Raw genomic sequence first — 21,130 nt, forward strand, 5'->3', positions numbered from 1 at the left:
TATGCACGAGAATCAACAACCACAAACCGAGGCTTTTGAGCTGAGTGCGGCAGAGCGTGAAGCGATTGAGCACGAGATGCACCACTACGAAGACCCGCGTGCGGCGTCCATTGAAGCGCTGAAAATCGTTCAGAAGCAGCGTGGCTGGGTGCCGGATGGCGCGATCCACGCGATCGCCGATGTGCTGGGTATTCCGGCGAGCGACGTCGAAGGCGTGGCAACGTTCTACAGCCAGATCTTCCGCCAGCCAGTAGGCCGCCATGTGATCCGTTATTGCGACAGCGTGGTCTGTCATATCAACGGTTACCAGGGCATCCAGGCGGCGCTCGAGAAAAAGCTGAACATCAAACCAGGACAAACGACATTTGACGGTCGCTTTACGCTGCTGCCAACTTGCTGCCTGGGGAACTGTGATAAAGGGCCAAACATGATGATCGACGAGGACACTCACGCGCATCTGACCCCGGAAGCGATCCCTGAACTGCTGGAGCGGTATAAATGAAAAACATTATCCGTACTCCCGAAACGCATCCGCTGACCTGGCGTCTGCGCGATGACAAACAGCCAGTGTGGCTGGACGAATATCGCAGCAAAAACGGTTACGAAGGCGCGCGTAAGGCGCTGACCGGGCTGTCTCCGGACGAAATCGTTAATCAGGTAAAAGACGCTGGTCTGAAAGGGCGCGGCGGCGCGGGCTTTTCGACGGGTCTGAAGTGGAGCCTGATGCCGAAAGACGAATCCATGAACATCCGTTACCTGCTGTGTAACGCGGATGAAATGGAGCCGGGCACCTATAAAGACCGCCTGTTGATGGAGCAACTGCCGCACCTGCTGGTGGAAGGTATGCTCATCTCCGCGTTTGCCCTGAAAGCGTACCGTGGCTACATCTTCCTGCGTGGCGAGTATATCGAAGCGGCAGTGAATCTGCGCCGTGCCATTGCCGAAGCCACCGAAGCGGGTCTGCTTGGCAAAAACATTATGGGAACAGGTTTCGACTTCGAATTGTTCGTCCATACCGGGGCAGGGCGCTACATCTGCGGTGAAGAAACAGCGTTAATCAACTCCCTGGAAGGGCGTCGCGCTAACCCACGCTCGAAGCCTCCATTCCCGGCAACCTCCGGTGCATGGGGCAAACCGACCTGTGTCAACAACGTCGAAACCCTGTGTAACGTTCCGGCGATCCTTGCTAACGGCGTGGAGTGGTATCAGAACATCTCGAAAAGTAAAGATGCTGGCACCAAGCTGATGGGCTTCTCCGGTCGGGTGAAAAATCCGGGTCTGTGGGAACTGCCGTTCGGCACCACCGCACGCGAGATCCTCGAAGACTACGCCGGTGGTATGCGTGACGGTCTGAAATTCAAAGCCTGGCAGCCAGGCGGCGCGGGCACCGACTTCCTGACCGAAGCGCACCTTGATCTGCCGATGGAATTCGAAAGTATCGGTAAAGCGGGAAGCCGTCTGGGTACGGCGCTGGCGATGGCTGTTGACCACGAGATCAACATGGTGTCGCTGGTGCGTAACCTGGAAGAGTTTTTCGCCCGTGAGTCCTGCGGCTGGTGTACGCCGTGCCGCGACGGTCTGCCGTGGAGCGTGAAAATTCTGCGCGCGCTGGAGCGTGGCGAAGGTCAGCCGGGCGATATCGAAACACTTGAGCAACTGTGTCGATTCTTAGGTCCGGGTAAAACTTTCTGTGCCCACGCACCTGGTGCAGTGGAGCCGTTACAGAGCGCCATCAAATATTTCCGCGAAGAATTTGAGGCGGGAATTAAACAGCCGTTCAGCAATACCCATTTGATTAATGGGATTCAGCCGAACCTGCTGAAAGAGCGCTGGTAACCGAATTTCGATTAACGCTCAGTCTCTGACTGAGAAAACTGGAAGCATGCTAATGGCTACAATTCATGTAGACGGCAAAGAATACGAGGTTAACGGAGCGGACAACCTGCTGGAAGCTTGTCTGTCTCTGGGCCTTGATATTCCTTACTTTTGCTGGCATCCGGCGCTGGGAAGCGTCGGTGCTTGCCGCCAGTGTGCGGTGAAGCAATACCAAAACGCGGAAGACACGCGTGGTCGCCTGGTGATGTCCTGTATGACACCGGCTTCCGATGGCACCTTTATTTCCATTGACGACGAAGAAGCGAAACAGTTCCGTGAAAGTGTGGTCGAGTGGTTAATGACCAACCACCCGCACGATTGTCCGGTATGTGAAGAAGGCGGTAACTGTCATCTTCAGGATATGACCGTGATGACCGGACACAGCTTCCGTCGCTACCGTTTCACCAAACGTACCCACCGTAATCAGGATTTGGGGCCGTTCATCTCTCACGAAATGAACCGCTGCATCGCCTGCTACCGCTGCGTGCGTTACTACAAAGATTACGCTGACGGCACGGACCTGGGCGTTTACGGTGCGCACGACAACGTCTACTTCGGTCGCCCGGAAGATGGCACGCTGGAAAGCGAATTTTCCGGTAACCTGGTCGAAATTTGCCCGACCGGCGTATTCACCGACAAAACGCACTCCGAGCGTTACAACCGTAAATGGGATATGCAGTTTGCGCCGAGCATCTGCCAGCAATGTTCCATCGGCTGTAACATCAGCCCCGGCGAGCGTTATGGCGAACTGCGTCGAATCGAAAACCGTTACAACGGTACAGTAAACCACTACTTCCTCTGCGACCGTGGTCGTTTCGGTTACGGTTACGTCAACCTGAAAGATCGTCCGCGTCAGCCAGTACAGCGTCGTGGCGATGATTTCATTACCCTCAACGCCGAACAGGCAATGCAGGGCGCAGCAGATATTCTGCGTCAGTCGAAGAAAGTGATCGGTATTGGTTCTCCGCGTGCCAGCGTGGAAAGCAACTTTGCGCTGCGTGAGCTGGTGGGCGAAGAAAACTTCTACACCGGTATCGCTCACGGTGAGCAGGAACGTCTGCAACTGGCGCTGAAAGTGCTGCGTGAAGGCGGCATTTATACGCCGGCACTGCGCGAAATCGAATCTTACGATGCGGTACTGGTGCTGGGCGAAGACGTTACCCAGACCGGCGCGCGCGTCGCGCTGGCAGTGCGTCAGGCGGTGAAAGGTAAAGCGCGCGAAATGGCGGCAGCACAGAAAGTGGCTGACTGGCAGATTGCGGCAATCCTCAACATCGGTCAACGTGCTAAGCATCCGCTGTTTGTTACCAACGTTGATGACACCCGTCTGGATGATATCGCGGCGTGGACTTACCGCGCACCGGTTGAAGATCAGGCGCGTTTAGGTTTTGCCATCGCCCATGCGCTGGATAACTCCGCGCCAGCGGTTGACGGTATCGAACCTGAGCTGCAAAGCAAAATCGACGTCATCGTGCAGGCACTGGCTGGTGCGAAGAAACCGTTGATTATCTCCGGGACGAACGCTGGTAGCGCTGAAGTGATTCAGGCGGCGGCTAACGTCGCGAAAGCCCTGAAAGGTCGCGGCGCTGACGTTGGTATCACCATGATTGCCCGTTCCGTCAACAGCATGGGGCTGGGCATTATGGGTGGCGGTTCGCTTGAAGAAGCGTTAACCGAACTGGAAACCGGACGCGCCGACGCGGTGGTGGTGTTGGAAAACGATCTGCATCGTCACGCTTCTGCTACCCGCGTGAATGCTGCGCTGGCTAAAGCGCCGCTGGTGATGGTGGTTGACCATCAACGCACAGCGATTATGGAAAACGCCCATCTGGTACTTTCTGCTGCCAGCTTTGCTGAAAGCGACGGTACGGTGATTAACAACGAAGGCCGTGCCCAACGTTTCTTCCAGGTTTACGATCCGGCTTATTACGACAGCAAAACTGTCATGCTGGAAAGCTGGCGCTGGCTGCACTCGCTGCATAGCACCCTGCTGAGCCGTGAAGTGGACTGGACGCAGCTCGACCATGTGATTGACGCTGTTGTGGCGAAAATCCCGGAACTGGCGGGTATCAAAGATGCTGCGCCGGATGCGACATTCCGTATTCGTGGGCAGAAACTGGCCCGTGAGCCGCACCGTTACAGCGGTCGTACCGCCATGCGCGCCAATATCAGCGTTCATGAGCCGCGTCAGCCGCAGGATATTGACACCATGTTCACCTTCTCGATGGAAGGTAACAACCAGCCGACCGCGCACCGTTCGCAAGTGCCGTTTGCCTGGGCACCGGGCTGGAACTCCCCGCAGGCGTGGAACAAATTCCAGGACGAAGTGGGCGGCAAACTGCGCTTTGGCGATCCGGGCGTGCGTCTGTTTGAAACCAGCGAAAACGGTCTGGATTACTTCACCAGCGTACCGGCACGCTTCCAGCCGCAGGAAGGGAAATGGCGTATCGCGCCGTACTACCACCTGTTTGGCAGCGATGAATTGTCACAGCGTGCTCCGGTCTTCCAGAGCCGTATGCCGCAGCCGTACATCAAACTCAACCCAGCGGATGCCGCGAAGTTGGGTGTGAACGCAGGTACACGCGTCTCCTTTAGTTACGATGGCAACACGGTCACGCTGCCGGTTGAAATCGCCGAAGGGCTGACGGCAGGGCAGGTGGGCTTGCCGATGGGTATGTCCGGCATTGCTCCGGTGCTGGCGGGCGCGCATCTTGAGGATCTCAAGGAGGCACAACAATGAGTTGGATATCACCGGAACTGATTGAGATCCTGCTGACCATCCTCAAAGCGGTGGTGATCCTGCTGGTGGTAGTCACCTGTGGGGCATTCATGAGCTTTGGCGAACGTCGCCTGCTGGGGCTGTTCCAGAACCGTTACGGACCTAACCGTGTTGGCTGGGGCGGTTCGCTCCAGCTGGTTGCGGACATGATCAAAATGTTCTTTAAAGAAGACTGGATCCCGAAATTCTCGGATCGCGTCATCTTTACCCTGGCACCGATGATTGCCTTTACCTCGCTGCTGCTGGCCTTTGCGATTGTGCCAGTCAGTCCGGGTTGGGTGGTTGCCGACCTGAACATCGGGATTTTGTTCTTCCTGATGATGGCCGGTCTGGCGGTTTACGCGGTGCTGTTTGCGGGCTGGTCAAGTAACAACAAATACTCGCTGCTGGGTGCGATGCGTGCTTCTGCGCAGACCCTGAGCTACGAAGTGTTCCTCGGGCTTTCCCTGATGGGCGTGGTGGCGCAGGCCGGTTCATTCAACATGACCGACATCGTCAACAGCCAGGCGCATGTGTGGAACGTCATCCCGCAATTCTTTGGTTTTATTACCTTTGCCATCGCGGGCGTGGCGGTGTGTCACCGTCACCCGTTTGACCAGCCGGAAGCCGAGCAGGAACTGGCGGATGGTTACCACATTGAATATTCCGGTATGAAGTTCGGTCTGTTCTTCGTGGGTGAGTACATCGGGATTGTGACCATCTCTGCACTGATGGTGACGCTGTTCTTCGGTGGCTGGCAAGGCCCGTTGTTACCGCCATTCATCTGGTTCGCGCTGAAAACCGCGTTCTTTATGATGATGTTCATTTTGATTCGTGCGTCGTTACCGCGTCCGCGTTATGACCAGGTAATGTCCTTCGGCTGGAAAATCTGCCTGCCGCTGACGCTGATCAACTTGCTGGTAACGGCGGCTGTCATTCTCTGGCAGGCGCAATAAGGGGCAATAAGACCATGACCTTAAAAGAATTGTTAGTAGGTTTCGGCACCCAGGTTCGTAGTATCTGGATGATCGGCCTGCACGCGTTCGCCAAACGCGAAACGCGAATGTACCCGGAAGAGCCGGTCTATCTGCCGCCCCGTTATCGTGGTCGTATCGTTCTGACCCGCGACCCGGACGGCGAAGAGCGTTGCGTAGCCTGTAACCTCTGTGCGGTAGCCTGCCCGGTCGGCTGTATCTCGCTGCAAAAGGCAGAAACCAAAGACGGTCGCTGGTATCCGGAATTTTTCCGCATCAACTTCTCACGCTGCATTTTCTGTGGTCTGTGCGAAGAAGCCTGTCCGACCACGGCGATTCAGTTAACCCCGGATTTCGAAATGGGGGAATACAAGCGCCAGGATCTGGTTTACGAAAAAGAGGATCTGCTGATCTCCGGTCCGGGCAAATACCCGGAATATAACTTCTACCGGATGGCAGGTATGGCAATCGACGGCAAAGATAAGGGTGAAGCAGAGAACGAAGCCAAGCCTATCGACGTCAAGAGCCTGTTACCGTAAGGAGAGGGGCAATGGAGTTCGCTTTTTATATCTGTGGCCTGATAGCCATACTTGCGACCTTGCGAGTGATCACCCATACCAATCCGGTACACGCACTGCTGTACCTGATTATTTCGCTGCTGGCGATTTCTGGGGTGTTCTTCTCACTGGGCGCTTACTTCGCCGGTGCGCTGGAAATTATCGTCTACGCGGGTGCCATTATGGTGCTGTTCGTGTTCGTGGTGATGATGCTCAACCTGGGCGGTTCAGAAATCGAACAGGAACGCCAGTGGCTGAAACCGCAGGTGTGGATTGGTCCGGCAATTTTGTCGGCCATCATGCTGGTGGTGATTGTTTACGCCATCCTTGGTGTTAATGATCAGGGTATCGACGGTACGCCAATCAGTGCTAAAGCAGTGGGTATTACGCTGTTCGGGCCTTACGTACTGGCGGTGGAACTGGCTTCTATGCTGCTGCTCGCGGGTCTGGTTGTGGCCTTCCACGTTGGTCGTGAAGAGCGTGCGGGTGAAGTGCTGAGCAATCGTAAAGACGACAGCGCGAAAAGAAAAACGGAGGAGCACGCATGATCCCCTTACAACATGGACTGATCCTCGCGGCAATCTTATTCGTTCTTGGCTTAACCGGTCTGGTTATCCGTCGCAATCTGCTGTTTATGCTGATTGGTCTGGAAATCATGATTAACGCCTCCGCGCTGGCCTTTGTGGTCGCCGGAAGCTACTGGGGCCAGACCGACGGTCAGGTGATGTACATTCTCGCTATCAGCCTCGCGGCGGCAGAAGCGAGTATCGGCCTTGCGCTGCTGCTGCAACTTCACCGTCGTCGCCAGAACCTGAACATCGATTCAGTAAGTGAGATGCGCGGATGAACATGCTTGCCTTAACCATTATTTTGCCATTGATTGGCTTTGTCCTGCTGGCGTTCTCCCGTGGGCGCTGGTCTGAAAACGTCTCGGCGATCGTTGGCGTTGGCTCTGTAGGCCTGGCGGCGCTGGTAACTGCCTTTATTGGCGTCGACTTCTTCGCTAACGGCGAGCAGGCATACAGCCAGCCGCTGTGGACATGGATGTCGGTAGGCGACTTTAACATCGGTTTTAACCTGGTGCTGGACGGCCTGTCGCTGACTATGCTCTCGGTGGTCACAGGTGTGGGTTTCCTGATCCACATGTACGCCTCCTGGTACATGCGCGGTGAAGAGGGCTACTCTCGCTTCTTCGCCTACACTAACCTGTTCATCGCCAGCATGGTGGTTCTGGTGCTTGCCGACAACCTGCTGCTGATGTACCTCGGCTGGGAAGGCGTGGGCCTGTGCTCCTATCTGCTGATCGGTTTCTATTACACCGATCCGAAGAATGGCGCAGCGGCAATGAAAGCGTTCGTCGTGACCCGTGTGGGTGACGTGTTCCTCGCTTTCGCGCTGTTCATTCTCTACAACGAACTGGGCACCCTGAACTTCCGCGAAATGGTGGAACTGGCACCAGCGCACTTTGCTGATGGCAATAACATGCTGATGTGGGCGACGCTGATGCTGCTGGGCGGTGCGGTCGGTAAATCTGCGCAGTTGCCGTTGCAGACATGGCTTGCCGACGCGATGGCGGGCCCGACGCCTGTCTCCGCGCTGATCCACGCCGCAACGATGGTAACCGCGGGTGTCTACCTGATCGCCCGTACCCACGGCCTGTTCCTGATGACGCCGGAAGTTCTGCATCTGGTGGGCATTGTTGGGGCGGTTACGCTGCTGCTGGCCGGTTTTGCCGCGCTGGTACAGACCGATATCAAACGTGTTCTCGCTTACTCTACCATGAGCCAGATTGGCTACATGTTCCTCGCGCTTGGCGTGCAGGCATGGGATGCGGCGATTTTCCACTTGATGACTCACGCGTTCTTTAAAGCGCTGCTGTTCCTGGCATCCGGTTCCGTCATTCTGGCCTGCCATCACGAACAGAACATCTTCAAGATGGGCGGTCTGCGTAAATCTATTCCGCTGGTTTATCTCTGCTTCCTGGTGGGCGGCGCAGCACTGTCGGCACTGCCGCTGGTCACTGCGGGCTTCTTCAGTAAGGATGAGATCCTCGCGGGTGCGATGGCGAATGGTCATATCAATCTGATGGTGGCTGGTCTGGTCGGTGCGTTTATGACCTCGCTCTACACCTTCCGTATGATTTTCATCGTCTTCCACGGAAAAGAACAAATTCACGCTCACGCCGTGAAAGGGGTAACTCACAGCCTGCCGCTGATTGTGCTGCTGATCCTTTCCACCTTCGTTGGCGCACTGATTGTACCGCCGCTGCAGGGCGTGCTTCCGCAAACGACGGAGCTGGCGCACGGCAGCATGTTGACCCTGGAAATTACCTCTGGCGTGGTCGCGGTGGTCGGCATTCTGCTGGCAGCCTGGCTGTGGCTGGGTAAACGTACTCTGGTGACCTCCATCGCCAACAGTGCGCCGGGCCGTCTGCTGGGCACCTGGTGGTACAACGCCTGGGGCTTTGACTGGCTGTACGACAAAGTGTTCGTCAAGCCGTTCCTGGGTATTGCCTGGTTGCTGAAACGCGATCCGCTGAACTCAATGATGAACATCCCGGCTGTCCTTTCCCGCTTTGCAGGTAAAGGTCTGCTGTTAAGCGAGAACGGTTATCTGCGCTGGTATGTGGCATCCATGAGCATCGGTGCGGTCGTGGTGCTGGCACTGTTGATGGTACTGCGTTGAGTTAAGGATTGTGGGCTTGCCCCTGGGCATATAAGAACGTAGGTCGGATAAGCCGCCTTCGCGGCGCATCCGACACTACAACCACAATCCGAAGAGAATTTTCTGTCGTGAGAATTCGTTGAAAATCCGGTCCTGACGGGACTTTTACAAGGAATAAAGATCGCCATGTTACTACCCTGGCTAATATTAATTCCCTTTATCGGCGGCTTCCTGTGCTGGCAGACCGAACGCTTTGGCGTCAAGGTGCCGCGCTGGATCGCGCTGATCACCATGGGATTGACGCTGGCGCTGTCGCTGCAACTGTGGTTGCAGGGCGGTTATTCACTGACGCAATCCGCCGGAATTCCGCAGTGGCAGTCTGAATTCGACATGCCGTGGATCCCGCGTTTTGGTATCTCTATCCATCTCGCCATTGACGGGCTATCGCTGCTGATGGTCGTGCTGACTGGTCTGCTCGGTGTGCTGGCGGTACTCTGTTCGTGGAAAGAGATCGAAAAATATCAGGGCTTCTTCCACCTCAACCTGATGTGGATCCTGGGCGGCGTTATCGGCGTGTTCCTTGCCATCGACATGTTCCTGTTCTTCTTCTTCTGGGAAATGATGCTGGTGCCGATGTACTTCCTGATCGCACTGTGGGGGCATAAAGCCTCTGACGGTAAAACGCGTATCACGGCGGCAACCAAGTTCTTCATTTACACCCAGGCGAGTGGTCTGGTGATGTTGATCGCCATCCTGGCGCTGGTTTTTGTTCACTATAATGCGACCGGCGTCTGGACCTTCAACTATGAAGAGCTGCTGAATACGCCAATGTCCAGTGGTGTGGAATATCTGTTGATGCTGGGCTTCTTCATCGCGTTTGCGGTGAAAATGCCGGTGGTACCGCTGCATGGCTGGCTACCGGATGCGCACTCCCAGGCTCCGACCGCTGGTTCCGTCGACCTCGCGGGGATCTTGCTGAAAACTGCCGCTTACGGTTTGCTGCGTTTCTCCCTGCCGCTGTTCCCGAACGCGTCGGCAGAGTTCGCGCCAATCGCCATGTGGCTGGGGGTTATCGGCATCTTCTACGGTGCGTGGATGGCCTTCGCCCAGACCGATATCAAACGTCTGATCGCCTACACCTCGGTTTCCCACATGGGCTTCGTGCTGATTGCTATCTACACCGGCAGCCAGTTGGCCTACCAGGGCGCGGTAATCCAGATGATTGCGCACGGCTTGTCGGCGGCGGGTCTGTTTATTCTCTGCGGTCAGCTTTATGAACGTATCCACACCCGCGATATGCGCATGATGGGGGGTCTGTGGAGCAAGATGAAATGGCTGCCAGCACTGTCGCTGTTCTTTGCGGTGGCAACGCTTGGGATGCCAGGCACCGGTAACTTCGTTGGCGAATTTATGATTCTGTTCGGCAGCTTCCAGGTTGTCCCGGTGATTACCGTTATCTCTACCTTTGGGCTGGTCTTTGCATCTGTTTATTCGCTGGCGATGCTTCATCGCGCTTACTTCGGTAAAGCGAAAAGCCAGATTGCCAGCCAGGAACTGCCAGGGATGTCGCTGCGCGAGCTGTTTATGATCCTGTTGCTGGTGGTGCTGCTGGTACTGCTGGGCTTCTATCCGCAGCCGATTCTGGATACCTCGCACTCCGCGATTGGCAATATCCAGCAGTGGTTTGTTAATTCCGTTACTACTACAAGGCCGTAAATCGCCATGACAATAACTCCACAAAACCTGATCGCACTGCTACCGTTGCTGATCGTCGGCTTGACGGTGGTGGTGGTGATGCTCTCCATTGCGTGGCGACGCAATCATTTCCTCAACGCTACGCTCTCGGTTATTGGGCTTAACGCGGCGCTGGTTTCGCTCTGGTTTGTCGGCCAGGCGGGCGCTATGGACGTTACGCCGCTGATGCGCGTTGATGGTTTCGCCATGCTTTACACCGGGCTGGTATTGTTGGCGAGCCTCGCCACCTGTACTTTCGCCTACCCGTGGCTTGAAGGCTATAACGACAACAAGGACGAGTTCTACCTGTTGGTGTTAATTGCCGCCCTGGGCGGGATCCTGCTGGCGAATGCCAACCATCTGGCGTCTCTGTTCCTCGGTATTGAACTGATCTCTTTGCCGCTGTTTGGCCTGGTCGGTTACGCTTTCCGCCAGAAACGTTCGCTGGAAGCCAGTATCAAATACACCATTCTCTCTGCCGCAGCGTCTTCTTTCCTGCTGTTTGGTATGGCACTGGTGTACGCGCAGTCTGGCGACCTGTCGTTTGTCGCGCTGGGTAAAAACCTCGGCGACGGTATGCTCAACGAGCCGCTGTTGCTGGCAGGTTTCGGCCTGATGATTGTTGGCCTCGGCTTCAAACTCTCTCTGGTGCCGTTCCACCTGTGGACGCCAGACGTATACCAGGGCGCGCCTGCGCCGGTTTCCACTTTCCTGGCGACGGCGAGCAAAATCGCTATCTTCGGTGTGGTGATGCGTCTGTTCCTCTACGCACCGGTGGGTGACAGTGAAGCGATTCGCGTGGTGCTGGCGATTATCGCCTTTGCCTCTATCATCTTCGGTAACCTGATGGCGCTGAGCCAGACCAACATCAAACGTCTGCTCGGTTACTCATCTATCTCTCACCTCGGCTATCTGCTGGTGGCGCTGATTGCGCTGCAAACCGGCGAGATGTCGATGGAAGCGGTAGGGGTTTACCTGGCCGGTTATCTGTTCAGCAGCCTCGGCGCATTTGGCGTAGTCAGCCTGATGTCCAGCCCGTACCGTGGCCCGGATGCTGATTCCCTGTTCTCTTACCGCGGTCTGTTCTGGCATCGTCCGATCCTCGCGGCAGTGATGACGGTGATGATGCTGTCTCTGGCGGGTATCCCAATGACGCTGGGCTTTATCGGTAAGTTCTACGTGCTGGCGGTCGGTGTCCAGGCACACTTGTGGTGGCTGGTGGGCGCGGTGGTTGTCGGTTCGGCAATCGGCCTCTACTACTACCTGCGCGTGGCGGTGAGCCTGTATCTTCACGCCCCGGAACAACCGGGTCGCGATGCACCATCAAACTGGCAGTACAGCGCGGGCGGTATCGTGGTGCTGATCTCTGCACTGTTGGTACTGGTGCTGGGTGTATGGCCGCAACCGCTGATTAGCATTGTGCGGTTAGCCATGCCGCTGATGTAAGCTGTCAGTTCGTAAGTCAGAAAGCCGCCGACATGTTCGGCGGTTTTTTTTGGTGCCCTGACCCCATCACCCAACAATAACCGTCAGCGCATGATTCCCTTGTCGCAGCATACGTCGATATGCACTAATCAGTTTTTCCATATCAAGCATGATCGAGGCAAAGAGTTGCCCCTCTAACTCTTCTGAAAAAGTCACACCAGGGTAAATCTCCATTTCATTGAGTCGTTTAATGGAAAACTGTTTACGCAGTTCACTTCGATCCAGTGATTCCAGGCGATCGATTGTCGCGGCTAACTCCTGATTCCAGGTCAATCCAAGGAAGCCATCTATGCCATCTTCGAGGCTGTGTTCACCAAGCACTGCGCGACTTAGCGGGTCATTCTTCGCGGGGTCAAATGCAGATGTACCCGTCAGGCCAAAGTGTAAAAAATCCCAGCGTTTATCAATATCCAGTCGGCGTAATCCTGAAAGCGTGTCATGTATATTATCCATCAAAGGTTTTTGAGTAGACTCAATAAGTTGGTTAATCTTTTCTGAGTCAATTTCTGCAAAATAGCCAATCATTCCCATTTTATTTTCCTCCGTTGAATTTCATGTTTCGCATCTTAAAACAGACGAGGGAAAATAAAATGTACATGTCGCTTTTTCTGGACCCGCCTCGAGAAATTTTTATTATTTACTGTTGTATAACAAAGTTATAACCCCATCCACTACCTGAGCCATTTTCTGATAATTCAATCTGTCTGCGGCATCACCGGGCAAGTGGTATTGTTTATTACGATAAAAAGCGGTGTCGGTAATCATTACGGCGGGAATATCGTGTTGCCAATAATTAAGGTGATCAGAGAAATCAATACCGGGAATAAACCCTGGGGCATTCATAGAATAAACAGATAAATCCCGGGATGACAACAATGCCGCTTTTACCTGACGAACGGCGTTGATATCCTGCATTCTGCCGACCACGGCAATAAAGTCTCCCCGATCGGGATAAAGCCAGGACATTGCCGGGTAAGGGTAATCCTGACTACCAGGCGCAGAGTCGTAATAGCCAATCATCTCCAGCGTTATCATTAATCTCACTGGACGCTCAAGCGAAGCTGCATGTACCGCGCTCCCCATTTCATCGCTACGAAAGAAGGGCGGTTCTTCCGACGCATAGGCGACCAGCTGCACGCCAGTTTTCGGTGCTTGCTGCTGTAACAAACGTGCCAGTTCGAGTAATCCTGCCACGCCACTGGCGTTATCATCCGCGCCCGGCGTATAGGTCAATTGATCGTTTTCATAACTGCTGGCAGAGTCATAGTGCGCACCAATAATAATCAGCGGTCCATCGGCAGGACCATAATCAGCAACAATGTTTTTGTAGGGGCCACCCGTAATGGGGACGTCCTGCGAGGTAACTCTGGCACCGCTACTGACAAAGACCTCTTTTATATACTCTGCGGACCTATTCAGATTATCAATATTGTCGGCACTACGTGGATGCACAGTTTGTGTAAGATAACGAACTGATTTTTCTAATTGCTCAGGACTTGCGTGTCGGGGAGTTGGCGGTAATGCATTGACCCAGGGTTGGTAAAAAATAATAAAAGTAAGCGATAGTAGTAATGATATAAAATAAAGAGGTGTCTTTTTTTTCATATGTAAATTATCAATAAAAGGCGTTATTTCATAATTATTTATAATGAGTGTTTATTTTATTACGGTTGGCAGAGATATACAAAAAGTTTTTTTACAGTGGGTTCGCTATTTTAAAAAGGAATTCATATGAGGAAAAAATAATTATGTTATTTATTGGCAGATTGAATTGACAGGGGGCAGAAATCTTAGGGTAAGAAAAGTCAGCAACTACAATCCACTACATCAACAGACCAGCAATCGCGTGCCGCGATACGCTGGAAATACCCGCAGATTGAACTGGCGGGTGGTGTGACTGACATCAGTCAGTGATGACTTTTTAGCAAACTATGTTCGACCAGTCAGCATATTTGCTGACTGGTCGAATTAATTAACAATGATGTTAACTTACTCTTTTGCCTGATGCTCTATTTTGGGGTTGTGAGTGTTTTATTTCTAAGTCTCTATAATAATCATTGATATTTGCATCGCCATATTTATCTAAATAACAATTTCTGTTTATCAGTCGATGTTGAAAATCAATTTCGTACTGCTCTTCTGCTGAATATTTTTTAAATCTGTCAGCATAGTTTTTTAATAACGTATAGGGAGCGCTGTCAGAATTGCTTTCCCTTTGTTCAATTACTTCTTTGGCTGCCATGCACACAAATGCACCGCAACTTTGGCTTAAGTATTGCTGAAGATCGGTATGTAAAAATATTATTTCTGGTTCAGCTAAATGATCTGTTATATTATCATTATTCGGCATTTCCCCCATGAATTTAGAATTGAAACTATTAATGACACGCTTAAGTGAATTTTCTTTATCATGGCCTAGTGCACGTAATGAGTTGAATATGACGCATTTTATTTGTTGTGTGTTATTTTTTTCATTAACTATTTTTTGTAGCGAAACTAATATCCAGTGTCCGCCAGTATTTATGGGGAATAACTGGACTTCTTTCGGCCATGATGGATCGCTCTTAATATTATCATTGAGAGCGATTTCCAGGTAAGTGCTGTTGGAATCGGGGAGGTAGAGACCAGTAGGATAATTGACTTGAGTATTTTTTGCATTAGCGGCGATCTTCTGAAGATAGCAATCTATTTCATCCGTGGTTAATTGACGATTTTTATCCCAGAAGTTTGTCCCATCGCTCAGTTCATTATTCTTATCATTTAAAAGTACCTTTGAAAGCGACTGTTTTTCTGATATAAGAGGAATGTCCTCACCGATAATTGTCATTAATTTCGAAGGGGAGAATAGTTTTTTGAACAGGAGATCATCTGAATCATGTGATTTGAGGGGGGGTTGGTTGCGGTATGTGCCAAATTATATAATTTTAAACAGGCATTTTTAATAAGTCGGATAATCGATAGGGTCTCATTTGTTGGGTTTCTAACAATATGGTAAAGAATATCTTCAGCTTTTTTCCCAAATTCATCATAACCTAACGCAATGTTATGCAGTAACTCAATACTTTCTTCATCTCCGGATAACGCTGTTTTTTTTAAAGACTGCAGTAATTCATCGGTCACAGTAAATTTTTCTGCAAATGTCTGACTGAGTTGGGTTTGAGATAATTGACAATAATTGCTGACAACTGTAACCATTATAGGCTCCTTTTAGTTGCAAAGGTTGTGCTGAATGAAGATAAAAAGAGGCAACTTATTGCTCTGAATATAGTGCGTAAGGAGATGAATAAATATCAAAAATCGCTCAATATGCCCGTGTGGGGGGATATATGTAGCGCGGGTTGCGATAACAGGGCAAGTTTCGCCCTGTTTTTAATAATAAGCAGAGTTAAACGTTAAACACGGTGAAATCATTCGCTAGTTCAGTCGCCGGGAAAATTGACCTGCATTCACGTAACAGGTGCTGACAACCTTTGTCATCATAGCGCGAGCTGACGTGGGTAATGATTAGCTTACCGACTCCAGCCTCACGGGCCAGTGTCGCAGCCTGGCGTGTAGAGCTATGACCGCGACTATTGGCTTTGGCTTCCATGGTTATATCCAGCGTCGCTTCGTGCACCATGACATCGACACCTTTAGCCAGGTCAAGTGCGGCATCGCAGGGGCCGGTATCGCCGAAAATAGCGAGCGCTTTACCTGGTACTGGAGCGGCTAAGTAATCTGCGCCGTTAATCTGCCTTCCATCTTCCAGCATGATTGTTTTGCCCGCTTTTAATGCCTGAAACAGTGGGCCAGGCGGTACGCCAGCAGCTTTTAATGCCTGGGCATTTAATGCACCCGGTTTATCATGTTCTTCAATACGATAGCCATAGCATTCCAGTGGGTGTTCCAGCGGATAAGCGGTTACTTTGCGCAGGCCATCATCGAAAATTTCGCCAGCGCCAATTTCGACAATTTCCAGCGGATAATCGGTCCATGAGCCGCTAATCCGCAGCGCGGTCTCCACAAATTCACGGATACCTTGCGGACCATAAATCGTTAAGGGTTGGACAATACCAGACATAGAACGACTGCACAGCAAGCCGGGTAAACCAAAGAGATGATCGCCATGAAGGTGACTGATAAAAATCTTGTCCAGTTTTCCAGGGTTAAAGGCGGTATGCAGTAGCTGATGCTGGGTGCCTTCACCGCAGTCAAACAACCAAAGACCGCTCTGGGTCGGATGTTGCAGGTTAAGCAATATTGCCGTGACATTGCGCGTACGGGTTGGCACACCGGCTGAAGTACCTAAAAAAATTAATTCCATGAGTTCATCACGTTTCAAAAAATATTCCGGCTAGTATAAGGCATACATCTAAAAGGAGAGCATTATGATTGAATGGCAAGATCTGCATCACTCTGAATTATCGGTTTCCCAGCTTTATGCCTTATTACAACTGCGTTGCGCGGTTTTTGTTGTTGAGCAGAATTGCCCTTATCAGGATATCGATGGTGATGATTTGACGGGAGATAATCGCCATATTCTCGGATGGAAAAATGATGAACTGGTAGCGTATGCGAGGATTCTGAAAAGTGATGATGATCTTGAACCGGTCGTTATTGGTCGGGTGATTGTCAGTGAAGCGTTGCGTGGCGAAAAAGTGGGGCAGCAGCTGATGAGTAAAACACTCGAAACATGCGCGCACCACTGGCCTGATAAGCCTGTTTACCTCGGGGCGCAGGCGCATCTGCAAAACTTCTACCAAAGTTTTGGCTTTATCCCTGTGACGGAGGTCTATGAAGAAGATGGTATCCCACACATTGGGATGGCACGCGAGGTAATTCAGGCGTAATCAATAACCATTGTCTATAGTTAGTGACAGGTTTTACGCAAATGGAGAACGAGAATGTCTAATCAGTTTGGTGATACACGTATCGATGACGACCTGACGCTGCTTAGTGAAACACTGGAAGAGGTGCTCCGCTCCTCTGGCGATCCCGCCGATCAGAAATATGTTGAGCTGAAAGCGCGTGCAGAAAAAGCGCTGGATGATGTGAAAAAACGGGTTAGCCAGGCTTCAGACAGTTATTACTATCGGGCGAAGCAGGCAGTTTATCGTGCTGATGACTACGTCCACGAAAAACCCTGGCAAGGAATTGGTGTGGGTGCGGCCGTTGGGCTGGTACTAGGACTGTTGCTGGCACGCCGTTAAAACCTCCCTACACCGGGGTACTGCATTTTTTTTGTCGTACCCCGTATAATGTGAGGCTTTTAACAGGGAGAGGTCCGCGTGCAATCACTTACTACGGCGCTGGAAAATCTACTGCGCCATTTGTCGCAAGAGATTCCGGCGACACCCGGCATTCGGGTTATCGATATTCCTTTCCCTCTCAAAGACGCTTTTGATGCCTTGAACTGGCTGGCCAGTCATCAGGTGTATCCGCAATTCTACTGGCAACAACGTAATGGTGATGAAGAAGCTGCCGTCCTGGGTGCGATAACCCGTTTTACGTCGTTGGACCAGGCACAACGTTTTCTTCGCCAGCACCCGGAACACGCCGACTTACGCATCTGGGGGTTGAATGCGTTTGACCCGTCGCAGGGCAATTTACTTTTACCACGCCTCGAATGGCGACGCTGTGGCGGTAAAGCCACGCTGCGGCTAACGCTATTCAGCGAAAGATCCCTTCAGCATGATGCGATTAAGGCAAAAGAATTTATCGCCACACTGGTGAGTATTAAACCCTTGCCTGGGTTACATTTAACCACCACCCGAGAACAACACTGGCCGGACAAAACGGGGTGGACGCAATTAATCGAACTGGCAACGAAAACCATCGCCGAAGGTGAGCTCGACAAAGTGGTGCTTGCTCGGGCAACTGACCTGCATTTCGCAAGTCCGGTCAATGCGGCGGCGATGATGGCTGCCAGTCGTCGACTGAATCTGAATTGCTACCATTTTTACATGGCCTTTGATGGCGAAAATGCTTTTCTTGGCTCTTCACCGGAACGATTATGGCGGCGGCGTGACAAAGCGCTGCGTACTGAAGCGCTGGCGGGAACGGTAGCAAATCATCCTGATAATAAGCAGGCGCAGCGGTTGGGTGAGTGGCTGATGGCGGATGATAAAAACCAGCGCGAGAACATGTTGGTGGTGGAGGATATCTGCCAACGATTGCAGGCCGATACCCAGACGTTGGATGTTTTACCGCCGCAGGTACTGCGTCTGCGTAAAGTGCAGCATCTTCGCCGCTGTATCTGGACTGCACTCAACAAAGCGGATGATGTGATCTGTTTACATCAGTTGCAGCCAACGGCAGCAGTTGCTGGCTTACCGCGCGATCTGGCGCGACAGTTTATCGCCCGTCACGAACCGTTCACCCGAGAATGGTACGCCGGTTCTGCGGGCTATCTCTCTTTACAACAAAGCGAATTCTGCGTTTCCCTGCGCTCAGCAAAAATCAGTGGCAATGTCGTGCGACTATATGCTGGCGCGGGCATTGTCCGTGGTTCCGACCCCGAGCAAGAGTGGCAGGAAATCGACAACAAAGCGGCAGGGCTGCGTACTTTATTACAAATGGAATAGTAATGAGTCGCATCATTACCGATTCATATCAATAATCTATTTTTGTAGCTCCTTATACTTAGCCGCAATATTGATACCGGACAAACTCATGTCAGTAAGCGCATTTAACCGACGCTGGGCGGCGGTCATTCTGGAAGCATTAACGCGTCACGGCGTCAGACACATCTGTATCGCCCCTGGCTCGCGTTCTACACCGTTAACGTTAGCGGCGGCGGAGAATTCCGCATTCATTCACCACACCCATTTCGATGAGCGTGGACTGGGGCATCTGGCGCTGGGGCTGGCGAAAGTCAGCAAGCAGCCGGTGGCGGTGATTGTGACCTCCGGCACGGCGGTAGCAAATCTCTATCCTGCACTGATTGAAGCTGGGTTAACCGGAGAAAAACTGATCCTGTTAACCGCCGATCGCCCGCCGGAGCTCATTGACTGCGGCGCGAATCAGGCGATTCGTCAGCCGGGAATGTTCGCCTCTCACCCCACGCACAGTATTTCATTGCCGCGCCCGACCCAGGATATCCCCGCACGTTGGCTGGTTTCTACCATCGACCACGCTCTCGGTACGCTTCATGCTGGTGGAGTCCATATCAACTGTCCGTTTGCCGAACCGCTGTATGGCGAAATGGACGACACCGGGCTTAGCTGGCAACAGCGTCTGGGCGACTGGTGGCAGGACGATAAGCCGTGGCTGCGTGAAGCGCCTCGTCTGGAAAGTGAAAAACAGCGCGACTGGTTCTTCTGGCGACAAAAGCGCGGCGTGGTGGTTGCCGGGCGCATGAGTGCGGAAGAGGGCAAAAAAGTTGCACTGTGGGCGCAAACTCTTGGCTGGCCGCTGATTGGCGACGTGCTGTCGCAAACCGGACAGCCGCTGCCGTGTGCCGATCTCTGGTTAGGCAATGCCAAAGCGACCAGCGAACTGCAACAGGCACAAATTGTGGTGCAACTGGGAAGCAGCCTGACGGGCAAACGGCTCCTGCAATGGCAGGCAAGCTGTGAACCGGAAGAGTACTGGATTGTTGATGACATCGAAGGGCGACTTGATCCGGCACACCATCGCGGACGTCGCTTAATTGCCAATATTGCCGACTGGCTGGAGCAGCATCCGGCAGAAAAACGCCAGCCCTGGTGCGTTGAAATTCCGCGCCTGGCGGAACAGGCAATGCAGGCGGTTATTGCCCGTCGCGATGCGTTTGGCGAAGCCCAACTGGCGCATCGCATCAGCGACTATCTGCCTGAACAGGGGCAATTGTTTGTCGGTAACAGCCTGGTGGTACGTCTGATTGATGCGCTTTCGCAACTTCCGGCAGGTTACCCGGTATACAGCAACCGTGGTGCCAGCGGTATCGACGGGCTGCTCTCGACCGCCGCAGGCGTTCAGCGGGCCAGTGGCAAACCGACGCTGGCGATTGTGGGCGATCTCTCAGCTCTTTACGATATCAACGCGCTGGCGTTATTACGTCAGGTTTCCGCGCCGCTGGTATTAATTGTGGTGAACAACAACGGCGGGCAAATTTTCTCGCTGTTGCCAACGCCGAAAAACGAGCGCGAGCGTTTCTATCTGATGCCGCAAAACGTCCATTTTGAGCACGCCGCCGCGATGTTCGAGCTGAAATATCATCGTCCCCAAAACTGGCAGGAACTTGAAACGGCACTTGCCGACGCCTGGCGCACGCCGACCACCACGGTAATTGAAATGGTGGTTAACGACACCGATGGTGCGCAAACCCTCCAGCAACTGCTGGCGCAGGTAAGCCATTTATGATCCTGCACGCGCAGGCAAAACACGGTAAACCAGGTTTACCCTGGCTGGTGTTTTTGCACGGTTTTTCCGGCGATTGCCACGAATGGCAAGAAGTGGGCGAGGCGTTTGTCGACTACTCACGGTTGTATGTTGATCTCCCAGGTCACGGTGGTTCGGCGGCGATTAGCGTCGATGGATTTGATGATGTCACCGGCTTACTGCGTAAAACCTTGGTTAGTTACAACATCCTTGACTTCTGGCTGGTGGGGTACTCGCTTGGCGGACGGGTGGCGATGATGGCGGCTTGCCAGGGGCTGGCGGGGCTTTGTGGGGTTGTTGTCGAAGGCGGGCATCCTGGGTTGCAAAATGCTGAACAACGCACGCAACGTCAGCGTTCCGATCGCCAATGGGCGCAGCGTTTTCGCACAGAACCGTTAACGGCGGTATTTGCTGATTGGTATCAACAGCCTGTTTTTGCCTCACTCAATGACGAACAACGCCGGGAGCTGGTTGCGCTGCGCAGCAACAATAATGGCGCAACGCTTGCCGCCATGCTGGAGGCGACTTCTCTCGCCGTCCAGCCCGATTTACGTGCTAACCTTAGCGCCCGCACATTTGCGTTTTATTATTTATGTGGTGAACGTGACAGCAAATTCCGCGCCCTGGCGGCGGAACTGGCTGCCGAATGCCATGTCATTCCTCGCGCCGGACATAACGCGCATCGGGAAAATCCCGCTGGCGTAATCGCAAGTCTGGCGCAGATCTTGCGTTTCTGACTAAAG

General features: G+C 52.8%; 18 protein-coding genes and 1 pseudogene. 15 read left to right on the forward strand and 4 right to left on the reverse strand.

Annotation, left to right across the window (positions count from 1 at the left end; genetic code table 11):
• Position 1: 1 nt before the first annotated feature.
• The 10 genes from nuoE to nuoN all read left to right on the forward strand — a co-directional run bounded on the left by nuoE (position 2) and on the right by nuoN (position 12,008).
• Positions 2–502, forward strand: a complete 501-nt coding sequence (gene nuoE / locus ACJHX7_RS07615) for an NADH-quinone oxidoreductase subunit NuoE (protein WP_000545042.1) — start codon at positions 2–4, stop codon at positions 500–502.
• Positions 499–1,836: an NADH-quinone oxidoreductase subunit NuoF gene (gene nuoF, locus ACJHX7_RS07620; protein WP_000789500.1), complete on the forward strand. Its 1,338-nt coding sequence runs from the start codon at positions 499–501 to the stop codon at positions 1,834–1,836. The genes nuoE and nuoF overlap by 4 nt, the downstream gene beginning before the upstream one ends.
• A gap of 52 nt (positions 1,837–1,888) precedes the next feature.
• Entirely contained in the window at positions 1,889–4,615 is a 2,727-nt protein-coding gene (gene nuoG / locus ACJHX7_RS07625; RefSeq protein WP_001353068.1) for an NADH-quinone oxidoreductase subunit NuoG, read from the forward strand.
• Positions 4,612–5,589, forward strand: coding sequence for an NADH-quinone oxidoreductase subunit NuoH (nuoH, locus tag ACJHX7_RS07630; RefSeq protein ID WP_000118507.1), 978 nt, complete (start codon positions 4,612–4,614; stop codon positions 5,587–5,589). Before nuoG ends, nuoH begins: the two co-directional genes overlap by 4 nt.
• Before the next feature lie 14 nt (positions 5,590–5,603).
• Entirely contained in the window at positions 5,604–6,146 is a 543-nt protein-coding gene (gene nuoI / locus ACJHX7_RS07635) for an NADH-quinone oxidoreductase subunit NuoI (RefSeq protein WP_000172749.1), read from the forward strand.
• Positions 6,147–6,157: 11 nt separating this feature from the next.
• A complete protein-coding gene (nuoJ, locus tag ACJHX7_RS07640; RefSeq protein WP_000393511.1) occupies positions 6,158–6,712 on the forward strand; it encodes an NADH-quinone oxidoreductase subunit J in 555 nt (184 codons plus the stop codon).
• Positions 6,709–7,011 (forward strand): NADH-quinone oxidoreductase subunit NuoK, encoded by a 303-nt coding sequence (gene nuoK / locus ACJHX7_RS07645; RefSeq protein ID WP_000612644.1) that lies wholly within the window; start codon positions 6,709–6,711, stop codon positions 7,009–7,011. Before nuoJ ends, nuoK begins: the two co-directional genes overlap by 4 nt.
• Positions 7,008–8,849, forward strand: a complete 1,842-nt coding sequence (gene nuoL / locus ACJHX7_RS07650) for an NADH-quinone oxidoreductase subunit L (RefSeq protein WP_001056618.1) — start codon at positions 7,008–7,010, stop codon at positions 8,847–8,849. The genes nuoK and nuoL overlap by 4 nt, the downstream gene beginning before the upstream one ends.
• Before the next feature lie 165 nt (positions 8,850–9,014).
• Positions 9,015–10,544, forward strand: coding sequence for an NADH-quinone oxidoreductase subunit M (gene nuoM / locus ACJHX7_RS07655; protein ID WP_000926441.1), 1,530 nt, complete (start codon positions 9,015–9,017; stop codon positions 10,542–10,544).
• Between the two features lie 6 nt (positions 10,545–10,550).
• Positions 10,551–12,008, forward strand: a complete 1,458-nt coding sequence (gene nuoN, locus ACJHX7_RS07660) for an NADH-quinone oxidoreductase subunit NuoN (protein ID WP_000156701.1) — start codon at positions 10,551–10,553, stop codon at positions 12,006–12,008.
• Between the two features lie 66 nt (positions 12,009–12,074).
• Here the strand turns inward: nuoN and ACJHX7_RS07665 are convergent, their stop codons facing one another.
• The 4 genes and pseudogenes from ACJHX7_RS07665 to rbn form a co-directional block, all read right to left on the reverse strand.
• Positions 12,075–12,578 (reverse strand): YfbM family protein, encoded by a 504-nt coding sequence (locus tag ACJHX7_RS07665; RefSeq protein WP_094029682.1) that lies wholly within the window; start codon positions 12,576–12,578, stop codon positions 12,075–12,077.
• 102 nt (positions 12,579–12,680) lie between these two features.
• Complete coding sequence (locus ACJHX7_RS07670; protein WP_094029683.1) at positions 12,681–13,652, reverse strand: M28 family metallopeptidase; 972 nt, start codon at positions 13,650–13,652, stop codon at positions 12,681–12,683.
• Between the two features lie 379 nt (positions 13,653–14,031).
• Positions 14,032–15,242 (reverse strand): annotated as a pseudogene (elaD, locus tag ACJHX7_RS07675) (deubiquitinase ElaD).
• 190 nt (positions 15,243–15,432) lie between these two features.
• The gene (gene rbn / locus ACJHX7_RS07680; protein WP_001604679.1) at positions 15,433–16,350 is read right to left on the reverse strand and encodes a ribonuclease BN; all 918 of its coding nucleotides are present in this window, start codon (positions 16,348–16,350) and stop codon (positions 15,433–15,435) included.
• A gap of 64 nt (positions 16,351–16,414) precedes the next feature.
• Between rbn and ACJHX7_RS07685 the strand changes: the two genes are divergently transcribed.
• The 5 genes from ACJHX7_RS07685 to menH all read left to right on the forward strand — a co-directional run bounded on the left by ACJHX7_RS07685 (position 16,415) and on the right by menH (position 21,124).
• Positions 16,415–16,876 (forward strand): GNAT family N-acetyltransferase, encoded by a 462-nt coding sequence (locus tag ACJHX7_RS07685; protein ID WP_032171649.1) that lies wholly within the window; start codon positions 16,415–16,417, stop codon positions 16,874–16,876.
• Positions 16,877–16,930: 54 nt separating this feature from the next.
• Positions 16,931–17,236, forward strand: a complete 306-nt coding sequence (gene elaB, locus ACJHX7_RS07690; protein ID WP_000070621.1) for a stress response protein ElaB — start codon at positions 16,931–16,933, stop codon at positions 17,234–17,236.
• Positions 17,237–17,314: 78 nt separating this feature from the next.
• Entirely contained in the window at positions 17,315–18,610 is a 1,296-nt protein-coding gene (menF, locus tag ACJHX7_RS07695) for an isochorismate synthase MenF (protein WP_094029684.1), read from the forward strand.
• 88 nt (positions 18,611–18,698) lie between these two features.
• Positions 18,699–20,369, forward strand: a complete 1,671-nt coding sequence (gene menD / locus ACJHX7_RS07700; protein WP_094029685.1) for a 2-succinyl-5-enolpyruvyl-6-hydroxy-3-cyclohexene-1-carboxylic-acid synthase — start codon at positions 18,699–18,701, stop codon at positions 20,367–20,369.
• Positions 20,366–21,124 (forward strand): 2-succinyl-6-hydroxy-2,4-cyclohexadiene-1-carboxylate synthase, encoded by a 759-nt coding sequence (gene menH / locus ACJHX7_RS07705; RefSeq protein ID WP_094029686.1) that lies wholly within the window; start codon positions 20,366–20,368, stop codon positions 21,122–21,124. The genes menD and menH overlap by 4 nt, the downstream gene beginning before the upstream one ends.
• Positions 21,125–21,130: the final 6 nt, after the last annotated feature.

It is taken from the genome of Escherichia sp. WS1451, assembly GCF_046487365.1.
Classification (GTDB): domain Bacteria; phylum Pseudomonadota; class Gammaproteobacteria; order Enterobacterales; family Enterobacteriaceae; genus Escherichia; species Escherichia coli.